General features: G+C 56.2%; 13 protein-coding genes. 10 read left to right on the top strand and 3 right to left on the bottom strand.

Annotated features, from left to right (window positions below):
• Positions 1–33: 33 nt before the first annotated feature.
• Positions 34–471, top strand: coding sequence for a hypothetical protein (locus D3878_RS15285; protein ID WP_119786273.1), 438 nt, complete (start codon positions 34–36; stop codon positions 469–471).
• Between the two features lie 397 nt (positions 472–868).
• The gene (locus tag D3878_RS15280; protein ID WP_119786272.1) at positions 869–1,819 is read left to right on the top strand and encodes a LysR family transcriptional regulator; all 951 of its coding nucleotides are present in this window, start codon (positions 869–871) and stop codon (positions 1,817–1,819) included.
• Positions 1,820–2,721: 902 nt separating this feature from the next.
• Here D3878_RS15280 and D3878_RS15275 read toward each other — a convergent pair.
• Positions 2,722–3,597 carry a LysR family transcriptional regulator gene (locus D3878_RS15275; RefSeq protein ID WP_119786271.1) on the bottom strand — a complete coding sequence of 292 codons (876 nt, stop codon included), beginning with the start codon at positions 3,595–3,597 and terminating at the stop codon, positions 2,722–2,724.
• 131 nt (positions 3,598–3,728) lie between these two features.
• Between D3878_RS15275 and D3878_RS15270 the strand changes: the two genes are divergently transcribed.
• The 7 genes from D3878_RS15270 (at position 3,729) to D3878_RS15240 (ending at position 11,863) form a co-directional block, all read left to right on the top strand.
• Positions 3,729–5,249: a CoA-acylating methylmalonate-semialdehyde dehydrogenase gene (locus tag D3878_RS15270; RefSeq protein ID WP_119786270.1), complete on the top strand. Its 1,521-nt coding sequence runs from the start codon at positions 3,729–3,731 to the stop codon at positions 5,247–5,249.
• A 9-nt stretch (positions 5,250–5,258) separates the two neighbouring features.
• A complete protein-coding gene (locus D3878_RS15265) occupies positions 5,259–6,920 on the top strand; it encodes a GMC family oxidoreductase (protein ID WP_119786269.1) in 1,662 nt (553 codons plus the stop codon).
• 165 nt (positions 6,921–7,085) lie between these two features.
• Positions 7,086–7,856, top strand: coding sequence for an ABC transporter ATP-binding protein (locus D3878_RS15260; protein ID WP_119786268.1), 771 nt, complete (start codon positions 7,086–7,088; stop codon positions 7,854–7,856).
• Between the two features lie 2 nt (positions 7,857–7,858).
• Complete coding sequence (locus D3878_RS15255; RefSeq protein WP_119786267.1) at positions 7,859–8,569, top strand: ABC transporter ATP-binding protein; 711 nt, start codon at positions 7,859–7,861, stop codon at positions 8,567–8,569.
• 74 nt (positions 8,570–8,643) lie between these two features.
• A complete protein-coding gene (locus D3878_RS15250) occupies positions 8,644–9,834 on the top strand; it encodes an ABC transporter substrate-binding protein (RefSeq protein ID WP_420799581.1) in 1,191 nt (396 codons plus the stop codon).
• Between the two features lie 102 nt (positions 9,835–9,936).
• Positions 9,937–10,821, top strand: coding sequence for a branched-chain amino acid ABC transporter permease (locus D3878_RS15245; protein WP_119786266.1), 885 nt, complete (start codon positions 9,937–9,939; stop codon positions 10,819–10,821).
• A 73-nt stretch (positions 10,822–10,894) separates the two neighbouring features.
• The gene (locus tag D3878_RS15240) at positions 10,895–11,863 is read left to right on the top strand and encodes a branched-chain amino acid ABC transporter permease (RefSeq protein WP_119786265.1); all 969 of its coding nucleotides are present in this window, start codon (positions 10,895–10,897) and stop codon (positions 11,861–11,863) included.
• 225 nt (positions 11,864–12,088) lie between these two features.
• Here D3878_RS15240 and D3878_RS15235 read toward each other — a convergent pair whose 3' ends face one another.
• Entirely contained in the window at positions 12,089–13,144 is a 1,056-nt protein-coding gene (locus tag D3878_RS15235; RefSeq protein ID WP_119787926.1) for an IS630 family transposase, read from the bottom strand.
• 33 nt (positions 13,145–13,177) lie between these two features.
• Positions 13,178–13,588 (bottom strand): Cd(II)/Pb(II)-responsive transcriptional regulator, encoded by a 411-nt coding sequence (gene cadR, locus D3878_RS15230; protein ID WP_420799537.1) that lies wholly within the window; start codon positions 13,586–13,588, stop codon positions 13,178–13,180.
• 440 nt (positions 13,589–14,028) lie between these two features.
• Here cadR and D3878_RS15220 point away from each other — a divergent pair, with 440 nt between their 5' ends.
• Complete coding sequence (locus D3878_RS15220) at positions 14,029–14,694, top strand: SGNH/GDSL hydrolase family protein (RefSeq protein WP_119786262.1); 666 nt, start codon at positions 14,029–14,031, stop codon at positions 14,692–14,694.
• Positions 14,695–14,741 lie beyond the last annotated feature (47 nt).

Genomic DNA, 14,741 nt, shown 5'->3' with positions numbered 1-14,741 from the left:
GGCTCTGTCTTCGGCAAGGCGTATTATGTGTTTATGGCACGAATTCTGTCTTGTTATTTTCTGGACGATCCCTTGTCGGATGATGAGCGCCGCCTGGTCGAACAGGCCTTGCTCGGTCCGTGGGCAAAGTTCAGGACTAGCGCCACCGCGCTGGCGGAAAAGCGGGTGCCCGTGGTATTGCCCTTACCGGATGCTTCGGGAAGCTTTGGCGCCTCGCCTGAGCAGCGCGCCGGACGTGTGCGAGGCAACCTGCGCCATGCCGGGATCGTTGGCGATGCCGGACGCCAGGTCGTCTGGGTGATGCCGCGCGATAGCGAATGGGATGCAATTTTCCAGTTTGCCATCCGCGAAGAAACCGGTTTTGCACCCTATGTGCTGCAGCGTTGGTTTCGTCATGGCGAAGAAATCGTGCGCGGCCCGGCGCGGTTGGTGAATACGCAAATGCTGATCGAGGGTCTGGAGGCCGAGTAAAAAAATCCCCGCGAGACTCGTGCCAGCAGGGCTTAAATCCTTCAGCAAGAAGGATGAGGAGACAAGCGGTACAGGTGGCGATCGCTACGCCGACAGACGAAAATTCAAGGGCGTGGACTCAAGCGCGTCGATTCGATCGCGTGCCCAGCAGACCCAATCCCAACATCACCAAGGATAAAACATCGATTGAACCGGTCATGACAGGATCCGCGACCTGGCCTGGATAAACAAGGGTAAAGATCGACATGCTTTTTCTCTAAAACATGAACTTGGTGCGTTGCAGTATATGAATGACTCTGTTATAAATCTAATTTCCAATGTCGATATCTCTTATAGATTAATTGCATAACACTGCATGTCGGCTAAAAATTTCGAATTGCTTAATTAATCCAATACCATGAGTTTTCTGACAATTGATTTAAACCTTTTGCGTGTGTTCGATGCCGTCATGTCGGAGCAGAATCTGACACGCGCCGCGAGCCGTCTGGCAATGACGCAGCCGGCAGTATCCAATGCCCTGAAGCGCCTGCGCGATGCGGTCGGCGATGAATTGCTGATTCGTACCGCCCATGGCGTACGCCCCACGCCGCGGGCGGAAGAATTATGGCCAACGGTACGCAATGCCCTGACTGAGCTGGAGTCGGCATTGACGCCGGAGAGTTTTGACCTGGCAAAAACCCACACGACCTTTCGCATGGCAATGGCCGACGCGCCGGCGGCACAGTGGCTGCCGATGTTGGTAAAGGACATCCAGCGCGAAGCACCCGGCATGAACGTACGCATGATGCCGCTTACCACGCGCGATCCGCGTCCCATCCTGTTGCGCGGCGATATCGACCTGACCATCGGGTTTTTCCCAGGCGTGGTGAACCAGATGGCGACCGAACCGAGTACGCCAATCCGCCACGAGCGTTTGTACACGGGCCAGTATGTGTGCGTGATGCGCAAGGATCATCCGCTCGCATCGCAGGAACTGACCCTGGATACTTACTGCGCAGCGAATCACTTGCTGGTGAGTTTTTCCGGACGCGCGCATGGCCAGGTGAACGATGTACTGGCGCAGCTGGGACGTGAACGCCGCATCCTGTTGACAGTCAACCAATTTTATACCGGTGGCTCGGTGGTTGCCAATTCGGATTTGATTACGGTGTTGCCACGCCATTTGATTGCCTCGACGGGGAGAAGCGAAGAATTGATTTCCAAGGATTTGCCGTTCGAGATGCCACCAGTGCATGTCGATATGCTTTGGCATGAGCGCGATGCCCGTAATCCTGCACACCGCTGGTTACGGGGAAAATTATCGGAAGCAACCGAAAACGCGATAGGAAGTGGTATTTTAAAATTGTAATTTAATTAATATTAATATTTGAAATCCACTGCCGGCTATGCCGGCAGTGGATTTTTTTTATTTTTTTTATTGCCTTCAAATCATTTTTATCTAAAGAGCAAGCGAATCGAAAGAGAAAAATTGTCTTTAATGCTATTTTTTCGATTTTTGCGAGGTTTTTCAAGCTTCGCGTTTGTCGCAGTGTTTTTTAATAAGTATTTATATATATAAATAGTAGTAATAGTAAACGGCGTAGTTTTCTGTGGATAACTCCTAAACGCTTTTTAAAATCAAGCTTTTAGCTTTTGTACAAGGCGCTTGATAAAGCTTGTTTCTGAGGCGGATAGATTCTGGATAAAAAATCTGTCAGTGGAAAAACATGCGCTTGTTCACAAAATACCCGCTGCCTATGCACTGAGTTATCCACAGCTGGCAGCAAAAATTGTCGAATATTGTAAATAAGATAAATATTTATTGGCATGGTTTCGCAAGCCGGAACGCACCGATTCCAATTGCCGATCTGGATGACGAGATGACAAGATTGTTTTTACTATTTTTTGCTGACCAATATTGACCAAAAAAATTTTATAACTCTGTTGGAAATCCAGGCTTTTTGTCAGGACAGGCGAAAAAATTCGAAAGGCCTGGTTTTGAATAGTTATTTATATATATGAATAGTAATAGTAGTAAACGACCTGCTTTTCTGTGGATAAGTGGTAAACAGCGAATGTTTACAGCGACTTAGTCGCTGTATAAGGACGCAGATAAAGCTTGTATCCGGTTCGGATAAATTCTGGATAAAAAAATGGCCCGGAAGAAAGTAGCTGCTTGTGCACAATACACACAAGGGATATCCCCAAACTTATCCACAGTCATTGTGGATAAACATTTTTTATATATAAATTTACAAGACAATTCGGGGTTTAATTGTTCCAGACGCTGGCCAGCAAGGAAAATACCGCCGCAATAGCTATTTCATGCTGGCGTTTGGCCAAGGTGATGAAGCGCAATTCCGTTGTTACGCTGACTGCATCGGCAATCACCAGTCCATGAGCATGGGCTTCGCGCAGGGCGATGGATTCCCGGACCAGGGAAAGTCCAATGCCGGATTTCACGAGTGCGAGCATGGATTGCTCCTGGTCCACTTGTGCTACTGTCGGTGGATGTACCTGGTACGAAGAAAAGACGGTGCTCAGCAAACGGTTGTGGACGGAATCGGGCGGTGTCCAGATCCAGGGCAATTGCGCCAGTGCAATCCAATCCTTGCCGGCGACACGGTTTTTCCAGCCGGACGGTGCCACGACGTTGTAGGTAAATGGCGCCAGGATGACGGAATGGCAATCTTTTCCGGGATCGCCCAGGTAATAACCGACATCGAGCTGGCTGCTTTTCAGCATTTGCAAGACATTCCCCGACATTCCATGTTGCAGACGTGGCGTCAGCTGCGGCCAGGATTCGACCAGGCGTTTGAGGAAGGCGCCCAGACGGGTAAATTCGGGATCGAGAATGGTGCCGATCGACAATGATCCACTCAGTGTCGAATGCAGTGCATTGGCCGCTTGCTGCAGTTCCGCCATATTGCCCAGGATGCGTTCGGCGAGTGGCAACAGCTTGGCGCCTTCGGCGGTCAGTACCATGCCGGTCGGCGTGCGCGTAAACAGCTGGACTTGGAGGGCTGCCTGCAGTGCCTTGATTTGCAGGCTGACAGCCGGTTGCGTCAGATGCAGCGCGACCGCTGCACGGGTGAGGTTGCCGGTGCGGGCGACAGTGAGGAAAGCACGTAGCTGCGATGGATCCATGCTGAATTCTTTGAAACTGCAAATCCAATCATCATAAATTATATTTATATCATAGTGATAATAACTGATTGGATTTACCAGAAATAGGGCGATATTCTGCGGAAATTGATTTATTTGCCAAAGGAATTTTTATGGAAAACCTGTCTTCTTCCCGTATTGAACACTTCATCGGTGGTCGCGTAACGGCTTCTTCCAGTGGGCGCCGCCAAGCGGTTTTCAATCCCGCCACCGGGGAAGTCAGTGCGCAGGTGGCCCTGGCCAGCGTCGAGGAAGTCAATGCCGCAGTGGCGGCAGCCAAGGCGGCCGCGCCGGCATGGGCTGAAACCGCGCCCTTGAAGCGCGCGCGCATTCTGTTCAAGTTCAAGGAATTGATGGAAAAGCACCAGGATGCCCTGGCTGCCGCGATTACGCGCGAACATGGCAAGGTGTTTTCCGATGCAAAGGGCGAAGTGGTGCGCGGCATCGAAGTGGTGGAATTCGCCTGCGGCGCGCCGCAATTGCTGAAGACCCAATTCACCGACAATATCGGCGGCGGCATCGACAACTGGCAGTTACGCCAGCCGCTGGGCGTCACCGCCGGCATCACGCCCTTCAATTTTCCGGTGATGGTGCCTTTGTGGATGGCGCCGATGGCGCTGGCCACCGGTAACACCTTCGTACTCAAGCCGTCCGAGCGCGATCCCTCGCCTTCGCTGATGCTGGCGGACTTGTTGATGCAGGCTGGCTTGCCGGAAGGCGTGTTCAACGTGGTACAGGGTGACAAGGTGGCGGTCGATGCCTTGTTGCGGCATGCCGACGTGAAGGCGATTTCTTTCGTTGGTTCGACGCCGATCGCCGAATACATTTACACCGAGGCGGCCAAGCGCAAGGGGCCTTATCCCATGCGCGCGCAAGCGCTGGGAGGCGCAAAGAACCATCTGGTGGTGATGCCGGACGCCGACCTTGAGCAGGCGGTTGATGCCTTGATTGGCGCCGCCTACGGTTCGGCTGGCGAGCGTTGCATGGCGATTTCGGTGGCGGTGGTGGTAGGCGATGTCGCCAACCGGCTGGTCGAAGCGCTGGTGCCGCGCGTGAAGGCGCTGAAGGTCAGCAATGGCATGGAGGCGAATGCCGAGATGGGGCCGTTGGTCACCGCCACCCACAAGCAAAAGATCGAGGACTACATCGACGCCGGTGTGCAGGCTGGCGCAAAGCTGCTGGTCGATGGTCGCGGTTTGCGCGTAGCCGGTCATGAAAAAGGGTTTTTCCTGGGCGGCAGCCTGTTCGACGGCGTCACGCCGGACATGAGCATCTATCGCGAGGAAATCTTCGGGCCGGTCCTGTGCGTGGTGCGCGTGCCGGACCTGGCGGCGGCGGTCGAGTTGATCAATGCCCATGAATACGGCAATGGTGTGTCGCTCTTCACGTCCGATGGCCATACCGCGCGCGAATTTTCGCGCCGCATCGAAGTCGGCATGGTTGGCGTGAACGTGCCGATTCCCGTGCCGATGGCCTGGCATTCCTTCGGCGGCTGGAAGCGTTCGTTGTTTGGCGATGCCCATGCCTATGGCGAGGAAGGCGTGCGCTTTTACACCCGCTACAAGTCGATCATGCAGCGCTGGCCGGAGTCGATTGCGAAGGGCGCCGAGTTCACCATGCCGGTGGCGAAGTAGGGGACGGCCATGCAGTCAGCGGGACAATACGACTACATCATCATTGGCGCCGGTTCGGCGGGCTGCGTACTGGCCAACCGCCTCTCCGAAGACCCGGACGTGAAAGTCCTGCTGCTTGAAGCCGGCAAGAAGGACGATTACCTGTGGGTGCATATCCCGGTCGGTTATCTTTATTGCATCGACAATGCGCGCACCGACTGGCGTTTCCGTACCGAAGCCGATCCCGGCCTGAATGGCCGCAGCCTGATTTACCCGCGTGGCAAAGTGCTGGGCGGTTCATCCTCGATCAACGGCATGATCTACATGCGCGGCCAGGCGCGCGACTACGATGAATGGGCGCGTCTGACCGGTGACGATGCCTGGTCCTGGAGCCGGGTACTGCCGCTGTTCATGCGCAGCGAAGACCATCATCGGGGCAGCGACGCGTTTCATGGCAGTGGCGGCGAATGGCGGGTGGAGCGGCAGCGCCTGTCCTGGGAAATCCTCGAAGCTTTTCGCGCGGCCGCAGCGCAGACCGGCATTCCGAGCACCGAAGATTTCAACCGCGGCGACAACGAGGGCTGCGGCTATTTCGAAGTCAACCAGAAGCGCGGCTGGCGCTGGAGCACGGCGCGCGCTTTTCTGAAACCTGCACTCAGGCGCGGCAACCTGACCGTCATGACCGGCTGCCATGTCGAGCGCCTGCGCATTGCCGATACGGCACAGGGCAAGGTTTGCAGCGGCGTCGAATTCCTGCGCGAAGGCGGCCGCTGGTTTGCCGCTGCGGCGCGTGAAACGCTCCTGAGTGCCGGGGCGATCGGTTCGCCGCACATTTTGCAATTGTCCGGTGTGGGACCGGCGGCCTTGCTGCACGAGCATGGCATCGCAGTACAGGCCGAATTGCCAGGCGTCGGTGAAAACCTGCAGGATCACCTGCAATTGCGCATGGTGTTCCAGATCGAGGGCGCGCGTACCCTCAATACCATGGCCAACCACTGGTTCGGCAAGATGAAGATCGGCCTGGAATACTTGCTGTTCCAAAGCGGGCCGATGTCGATGGCGCCGTCGCAGCTGGGGGCTTTCGCCCGTTCGGATGCGGGCCAGGCGACGGCCAACCTGGAATACCATGTGCAGCCCCTGTCGCTGGAGCGCTTTGGTGACGCATTGCACAATTTTCCGGCGTTTACTGCCAGTGTCTGCAACCTGCGTCCGGAATCGCGCGGCCATGTGCGCCTGTGTTCGGGCGATGCGCTGGCGGCACCCAGGATCACGCCGAATTACCTGAGCACGGCCGAAGACCGGCGGGTGGCGGGCGCTTCCCTGGCATTGACACGAAAAATAATTGCCGCTCCCGCGCTGCAACAATTTTTTCCGAAAGAAATTAAGCCAGGTTTAAGTTATCGCAGCGAAGCGGAATTGGCACAGGCCGCCGGTGAGATCGGAACAACCATTTTTCACCCGGTCGGCACCTGCAAGATGGGCGCTGCAGACGACCCGCTGGCAGTGCTCGACAGCCGCTTGCGTGTGAGGGGAATTCATGGGTTGCGGGTGGTGGATGCCTCCGCGATGCCCACCATAACTTCCGGCAATACCAATTCGCCGACCATCATGCTGGCAGAGCAGGTGGCGGAATGGATTCGAATTTCAAAATCTCATATTGCAATGCAGCAAAGAACCGTAGAACTACTATGACAAAAAAGAAAAGGAATCTTGTTGTGAATCTCTGGTATTGTTTCTTCGCATAAGAGCTAGTACTATTCGCAAAATTGCGTAGCCGCATGTACGGCAAACGGCATTACAAGTGTCAATAACAAGCAAAAGCGTCAATAAGCAATAGACGTCTAAGAAGGAGAAATGATGACCCCTGTCATCCTCGAGACCAAAAATCTCACCAAAGAGTTCAAGGGGTTCACGGCAGTCAATGACGTGAATTTGAAAGTGCAGCGGGGTCACATCCATGCACTGATCGGCCCCAATGGTGCTGGCAAGACGACTTGCTTCAACTTGCTCACCAAGTTTCTGATCCCTACCTCTGGACAGATCCTGTTCAATGGCAAAGACATTACGGCGGACAAGCCGGCGCAGATTTCGCGTCAGGGCATCATCCGTTCGTTCCAGATTTCTGCCGTGTTCCCGCACCTGACCGTGCTGGAAAACGTGCGTATCGGTCTGCAGCGCAAGCTGGGCACGTCCTTCCATTTCTGGAAGAGTGAAAAGTCCTTGTATCAGCTGAACGATCGCGCCATGCAATTGCTGGCCGAAGTCGACCTGACCGAGTTCGCCGATACCGTTACCGTCGACTTGCCCTATGGCCGCAAGCGCGCGCTGGAAATCGCCACGACGCTGGGCATGGAACCGGAGCTGATGCTGCTGGACGAACCGACCCAGGGCATGGGCCATGAAGACGTCCACCGCGTCACCGAACTGATCAAGAAAGTGTCGGCTGGCCGCACCATCCTGATGGTGGAACACAACATGAGCGTGGTGTCTGGCATTTGCGACAAGATTTCGGTGCTGCAGCGCGGCGCCATGCTGGCCGAAGGCACTTACGCAGAAGTATCGAACAATCCGCTAGTGATGGAAGCGTACATGGGTACCTCCGCCGCAGAACTGGAAGGAGCCCATTGATCATGGCTGAGAAAGCGCTGGAAATCAGCAACCTGCATGCCTGGTATGGCGAATCGCACATCCTGCATGACGTCAATCTCTCGGTGAACTACGGCGAAGTCGTCACCATCCTCGGCCGCAACGGCGCCGGTCGCACCACCACCATGCGCTCCATCATGGGCCTGGTCGGTGCTCGCAAGGGCTCGATCAAGATCGGTGGCGTCGAGGCGATCCACCTGCCGACCCACAAGATTGCCCATCTGGGCCTGGGCTATTGCCCGGAAGAGCGCGGCATTTTTTCTTCGCTGTCGACGGAAGAAAACCTGCTGTTGCCGCCGATGGTCTCGAAGACGGAAAAGGGCATGTCGGTAGAAGAAATCTACGACATGTTCCCCAACCTGAAGGAACGCAAAAACAGCCAGGGTACCCGCCTGTCTGGCGGTGAACAACAGATGCTGGCGGTCGGCCGCATCCTGCGCACCGGCGCCAGGATCCTGCTGCTCGACGAGATTTCCGAAGGTCTGGCGCCGGTCATCGTGCAGGCGCTGGCACGCATGATCACGACCCTGAAATCCAAGGGGTACACCATCATCATGGTGGAACAGAATTTCCGCTTCGCTGCGCCGCTGGCGGACCGGTTTTACGTAATGGAGCATGGTCAGATCGTCGAGACCTTCTCTTCATCCGAGTTGGAAGCCAAGATGCCTGTATTGAATACACTTCTGGGCGTGTAAGTTCGTAAGTTCTTTATATAAATAACACCGCAGAACCAAAGGAGAAATAAAGAATGACGTTGAAACTGAATGCAATGGCGCTGGCTACCGCAGCCGCCCTGATGGCTTTCGCTGCTCCCGCCTCGGCGCAGGTTTCCGGCGATACCGTCAAGATCGGCCTGATCACCGACATGTCCGGCGTGTATGCCGACGTCGACGGCCCCAACGGCGCTGAAGCCGTGCGCATGGCGATTGCCGATTTCGGCGGCACCATCAATGGCAAGAAAATCGAATTCGTCTCTGCCGACCACCTGAACAAGGCCGACATCGCCGCTTCCAAGGGCCGCGAATGGATCGACCGCGAAGGCGTCGACATGATCCTGGGCGGCACCAACTCCGGCGTGAACCTGGCGCTGGCCAAGCTGGCCGCGGAAAAGAAAAAGCCTTTCATCTCGATCGGCGCAGGTTCTTCCCGCCTGACCAACGAGGATTGCACCGGCTACACCGTGCACTACGCCTATGACACCGTGGCGCTGGCGCGCGGCACCGGCGGCGCCATCGTCAAGCAGGGTGGCAAGGACTGGTTCTTCCTGACCGCCGACTATGCTTTCGGCGCATCGCTGGAAAAAGACACCGCGGACGTCGTCAAGGCGCAGGGCGGCGTGGTCAAGGGCCAGGTCAAGCATCCGCTGAACGCCTCCGACTTCTCGTCGTTCCTGCTGCAGGCGCAAGCGTCCAAGGCGCAGATCCTGGGCATGGCCAATGCCGGCGGCGACACCATCAACGCCATCAAGGCAGCCAACGAGTTCGGCATCACCAAGAGCATGAAGCTGGCCGGTCTGCTGGTGTTCATCACCGACATCCACTCGCTGGGCCTGAACCTGACGCAGGGCATGTACCTGACCGACGGCTGGTACTGGGACCTGAACAACGACACCCGCGCCTGGTCGAAGAAGTTCTTCGCCAAGACCAAGAAAGAGCCGACCATGCTGCATGCGGCCGACTACTCGGCGACCATGCACTACCTGAACGCGGTGAAAGCCGTGGGCAGCGACGATGGCGACAAGGTGATGGCGCAGATGAAGGCGACCAAGGTCAACGACATGTTTGCCAAGAATGGCGTGATCCGTCCGGATGGCCGCATGGTGCATGACATGTACCTGATGCAGGTGAAGACGCCGGCCGAGTCGAAGTATCCATGGGATTACTACAAGGTGGTGCAGACCATCCCGGGTGACCAGGCCTACATGAGCAAGGCCGAGTCCAAGTGCGCCCTCTGGAAGTAAGCAGCAAGTAAGACTGTTCAAGCCTGCGGTGCGCCCCTTGTGGCGCACCGCTTTTCAAGTTTTATCGCCCTTTTAGGGTGAATTTTTTCTTTGTGATCTGCCATGGAAATATTCGGCGTTCCCCTGCAAGCCATGTTGAGCCAGCTCTTGCTGGGTCTGGTTAACGGGTCATTTTATGCAATGTTATCGTTGGGCCTTGCCGTGATTTTTGGCTTGCTCAATGTCATTAACTTTTCTCACGGTGCGCTATACATGCTTGGGGCCTTCCTGGCCTGGATGGGCATGGCGTACTTCAACATCAATTACTGGGTGATGCTGATCGCCGCGCCGATCATCGTCGCGATCTTCGGCATCATTATCGAGAAGCTTTTGCTGCGCTGGCTGTACAAGGTCGATCACATCTACGGCCTGTTGCTGACCTTCGGCGTGACGCTGATCGTCGAAGGCGTGTTCCGCTCGATCTACGGCGTCTCCGGCCAGCCTTACTCGGTGCCGGAAGCCTTGTCCGGTGCCACCGATCTCGGCTTCATGATCCTGCCGAACTATCGGGCATGGGTGGTGTTTGCCTCGGTGACGGTTTGCCTGGCGACCTGGTTCGTGATCGAAAAAACCAAGCTCGGCGCCTACCTGCGCGCCGGTACCGAAAACCCGAAACTGGTGGAAGCCTTCGGCATCAACGTGCCGCTGATGGTGACCCTGACCTTCGGCTTCGGCGTGGCGCTGGCGGCGTTTGCCGGTGTGCTGTCGGCGCCGGTCATCCAGATCTCGCCGCTGATGGGGTCGAACCTGATCATCGTCGTGTTCGCGGTGGTGGTGATCGGCGGCATGGGCTCGATTCTCGGCTCGATCATCACTGGCCTCTTGCTGGGCGTGGTCGAAGGGCTGACGCGCGTGTTTTATCCTGAATTGTCGTCGACCGTGGTGTTCATCATCATGATCATCGTGCTGCTGGTGCGTCCGGCCGGCCTGTTCGGTAAGGTGAAATAACATGAGCACGGTTGTAGTCGACAAGGATCAATCAGGTGTTACTGGCCGCCCTCAGCGGCAAACGGTGGGGTTTATGAACAAAAAAATCGGTTACGGCTTATTTCTGGTAGCAGCATTGGCAGCGCCATTCTTCTTCTATCCAGTGTTTCTGATGAAGATGCTGTGCTTCGCATTGTTTGCCAGCGCCTTCAATCTGGTGTTCGGTTATGCGGGCCTGCTGTCGTTCGGTCACGCCGCCTTCTTCGGCACCGCCGGCTATGTCGCTGGCCATGCGCTGAAAATGTGGGGTGTGCCGCCTGAAGTTGGCCTGCTGCTGGGTACGCTGGCAGGCGCGGCGATTGGCTGGATCATGGGTGTCGTGGCGATCCGTCGCCAGGGGATTTACTTCACCATGATCACCATGGCGATCGCGCAGTTTATCTACTTCCTGTGTCTGCAATTCCCCTTCACCGGCGGTGAAGACGGCTTGCAAGGCGTGCCGCGCGGCAAGCTGTTCGGCGTGCTGGATATTAGCAGCGACCTGACCCTGTATTTCGTCGTGCTGGCGATCTTCGTCTTCGGTATCGCCGTGATCATCCGTGCCGTGCATTCGCCGTACGGCCAGGTGTTGAAGGCTGTAAAGGAAAACGAGCCACGCGCCATTTCGCTGGGTTACGACGTCGACAAGTACAAGCTGCTGGCCTTTGTCCTGTCGGCTGCGTTGGCTGGCCTGGCCGGTTCGACCAAAACCCTGATGCTGGGCTTTGCGACCCTTTCCGACGTGCACTGGAGCTTGTCGGGCTTGATCGTGCTGATGACCTTGGTTGGCGGCCTGGGCACCATCGCCGGCCCGATCATCGGCGCCTTCGTCATCGTCATCCTGGAGTCGAAGCTCGGCGATATCGGCACTTTCCTGGCGAATGTCACGACGATCGAATGGTTCCGCTCGCTGGGCGAATCGGTCAATATCGTGATCGGTGTCATCTTCATCGTTTGCGTGCTGGCCTTCCGACGCGGTATCGTTGGCGAGTTCATGGCGTTCTTCAGCCGCAAGCGCGCTTAAGCATCAGTCTGACGGCGCTAGTCGTCGTAACAATCCGCGGGCGGTAAGCTGTTGCAAGACGGCTTACCGCCCGCAGTCTTTTGTGCGCGGACTTTTCCAGCTTGCGTTTCCCGGTTTTTCAATAGCGACAGCGGCGACAGCGGACCTGACCGTTCTATAGCCTGGGCGCAACATTAGCATCCACTTCAACACCATCGGCGAGGCATTGCGGGCTGCGGCTGTCGACTAGTGGACTGTAACAATTGATTCGGGAGTGATTCGCTTGCTTGGATCGAAGTACTTCCACTTCACTGGCTTTGGCTGGGTGTTGTAGTGACGGATGTAACGCATGAGTTTTCTCTTGAGATCAGTCAGCGATGTGAAAACGCCCCGCGCAATGACGTCGCGTTCGATTTTTGCAAACCACAGTTCGACCTGATTCAACCAGGATGAATACGTAGGAGTGAAATGCATATGCACCGTGGGATGCGCCTCCAGAAATGCCGCGACGAGCTTGGTTTTGTGCGCGGAGAGATTGTCGGCGATGACGTGGATTTCTTTGCCCTTGGGTTGATTTGCGACGATGTCTGTGAGGAAGGCCACGAACTCTGCCGAGGTGTGTCGCGCAGCGGTCTTGCCCAGCACCTCGCCAGTCCTGGTGTTGAAGGCGGCATACAACGACAGCGTGCCGTGCCGGTAGTATTCGAATCCATGGCGTTCGGCGCGTCCGGGCGACAGCGGCAGCACTGGGTCTTTCCGATCCAGCGCCTGGATCGCAGTTTTTTCGTCCACGCAAAACACGGCCGCGTGCTGGGGCGGATTCATGTAGAGGCCAATCACATCGGCGGCCTTGGTTTCAAAGTCGGGATCGTTGGAGGCGAGATAGCCTTCGAGGCGATGCGGCTTGATGCCATGCTTGGCCCAAATGCGCGCGACCGCCATGTGCGAAATCCCGCCGCCCAGTTCGGCAGCCAGCTTGCGTGTCGACCAGTGCGTCGAACCATCGGCCGGTTTGTGTTTCGTGGTTCGGGCCAGGACGCGTGCCTCGATGCGGTCGGTGACCTTGTAGCGTTCCCGCCCGGCATGGCGCGAAAACAGGCCGGCAAGCCGGTCTGCGAAAAAACGCTTGCTCCAGAGATCAATGAAGCTGTCGCTGCAATCGAGCTTGGCGCGGATATCGGCCCAGGTATGGCCATCGGCCAGCAGCAAAATCAGCCGGGCGCGACGTGCAGTATCTGCCCGTCCATTCCTCGCACTGACCTGTTGTTGGAGCCCCATGCGTTCGCTTTTGGTGAGTATCATCATGCCCTCCATGAGCATGAGTATACTTCGTTTTTAAATGTTACAGTCCACTAGTGCCTGTGCCCTGTGGCACTGGCCGTGCAGGTCAAGCAGTTGCCTCTGTAGCGCTTGCAATTCTTCGATACGTTGCGCTACTTGCCCGATGCGCTTTTCTAGCAAGGCATTCGCTTCGCTACCGCTTGCCTGCGGGCGGTCGCGCAGATCGAGCAGGCGGCGGATTTCATCGAGGGTCATGTCGAGCGAACGACAATGGCGAATGAACAGCAGGCGTTCAACATGTATTTGGCGATACAGGCGGTAATTTCCGGATGAGCGGTCAGGCGCGGGAAGCAGGCCCTGCCGCTCGTAGTAACGGATGGTTTCCACTTGGCATCCGCTTCTTCTTGCCAGTCCGCTGATGATCATCACATCAGCTTCATTGGGATTTTTCCAGGGCCACTGCAAAATATGCTCCGTACCTTATAGTTACTACAGGGTTTGTAATGTTGGCATGATACAGGTAATGCCGGTCGGCTTGCGCTGAAATATTCGCAGATGCCGCAGATGCCATTGATGCTTGTTATGGCGGTTTGCCTGACATGGATAAACTTGCCGTCGCATCCAGGGGGCTGCGTTGATGCGCAATCCCGTGAGTTGCTTATTGAATTGGGGTTGGGCTTTTGGGTATATTCTCTCGAGATAGTTGATGTTCGGGAAATAGTTGATACTCCGAACAAAGGTTTGGATAAATGGATGGAACGGCTCGGGTTATAGAAACCCGAAGCGCTCCAATCAGGAAGAAGACAGACGCATTGGCGAATCAGCGGCAGACTGCTGCAAGCGGCCAATGCCGCCGGGTTTGAAAGGCAACGACAGGGGAACCCAGATTGAGAATCCGATCAGGCATGTTTAGCGCAACCGGCACCAAGGGCAGGCACTATTTGGTTTGCCTGGTAGTTGCCGTGATAATGCTTTGGACCCTTGTGCTTGTGTCTTGTCCGCAGCTTTATCTTGCAATATCGGATTCTCTCAACTGGCGACTGGGAACGCCGTCTGCATTACAGGCACGACTGGAAACGACATTACGGGCCATCCATTTACGGGGCGACTCGCTGATTGGCGATCAAAGCACACTGCTCTTTGGTGACAGCCATTTGCACAGCTTGCCGACTTCACTGCTGGAAGGTGCTGTGGTCAACTACGCAATCGGCGGGGAAACGGCGGAACATCTGGCCGAGCGTGTTACGCAGTACAAGTCGCTGGACCGGGTCAGGCAGGTTGTCTTGCTCAGCGGACGCAACGATCTCAGATATGGCAAATCGCCGCAAGCAATTGCCATTTCGATGGGCAGCGTGCTTGGCAGGATACCGGCAATGTCGCGAGTGGCAATCGTCGGCATCCCTCCCATGCGGCATGCTGATGCGGCAGAGGGCGCCACCCGGGCGACAAACCACTTGCTGGCGCGCCTGTGTGCGGACAGGGCAGGGTGCGTATTCGTCGACACGCAAAACCTGGCGGACTCGAGCGGTGCGTTGCGTGCAGATTTTGCGATGGCAGATGGGTTCATCTGACGGGTGCCGGATACCGCCAACTTGCGCGTTTGCTGTATGGCGCTTTG

Source organism: Noviherbaspirillum sedimenti, assembly GCF_003590835.1.
In the GTDB taxonomy this organism is placed as follows: Bacteria; Pseudomonadota; Gammaproteobacteria; order Burkholderiales; family Burkholderiaceae_D; genus Paucimonas; species Paucimonas sedimenti.
The sequence above is the reverse complement of the archived record's forward strand: the minus strand, read 5'-3'. Positions and strand labels throughout refer to the sequence as shown.

Excerpts from the sequence above, each read along its gene's own strand:
- D3878_RS15285 (WP_119786273.1), top strand. The coding sequence starts at position 34 with ATGGCACGAATTCTGTCTTGTTATTTTCTGGACGATCCCTTGTCGGAT.
- D3878_RS15280 (WP_119786272.1), top strand. The coding sequence starts at position 869 with ATGAGTTTTCTGACAATTGATTTAAACCTTTTGCGTGTGTTCGATGCC.
- D3878_RS15275 (WP_119786271.1), bottom strand. The coding sequence starts at position 3,597 with ATGGATCCATCGCAGCTACGTGCTTTCCTCACTGTCGCCCGCACCGGC.
- D3878_RS15270 (WP_119786270.1), top strand. The coding sequence starts at position 3,729 with ATGGAAAACCTGTCTTCTTCCCGTATTGAACACTTCATCGGTGGTCGC.
- D3878_RS15265 (WP_119786269.1), top strand. The coding sequence starts at position 5,259 with ATGCAGTCAGCGGGACAATACGACTACATCATCATTGGCGCCGGTTCG.
- D3878_RS15260 (WP_119786268.1), top strand. The coding sequence starts at position 7,086 with ATGACCCCTGTCATCCTCGAGACCAAAAATCTCACCAAAGAGTTCAAG.
- D3878_RS15255 (WP_119786267.1), top strand. The coding sequence starts at position 7,859 with ATGGCTGAGAAAGCGCTGGAAATCAGCAACCTGCATGCCTGGTATGGC.
- D3878_RS15250 (WP_420799581.1), top strand. The coding sequence starts at position 8,644 with ATGGCGCTGGCTACCGCAGCCGCCCTGATGGCTTTCGCTGCTCCCGCC.
- D3878_RS15245 (WP_119786266.1), top strand. The coding sequence starts at position 9,937 with ATGGAAATATTCGGCGTTCCCCTGCAAGCCATGTTGAGCCAGCTCTTG.
- D3878_RS15240 (WP_119786265.1), top strand. The coding sequence starts at position 10,895 with ATGAACAAAAAAATCGGTTACGGCTTATTTCTGGTAGCAGCATTGGCA.
- D3878_RS15235 (WP_119787926.1), bottom strand. The coding sequence starts at position 13,144 with ATGATACTCACCAAAAGCGAACGCATGGGGCTCCAACAACAGGTCAGT.
- D3878_RS15220 (WP_119786262.1), top strand. The coding sequence starts at position 14,029 with ATGTTTAGCGCAACCGGCACCAAGGGCAGGCACTATTTGGTTTGCCTG.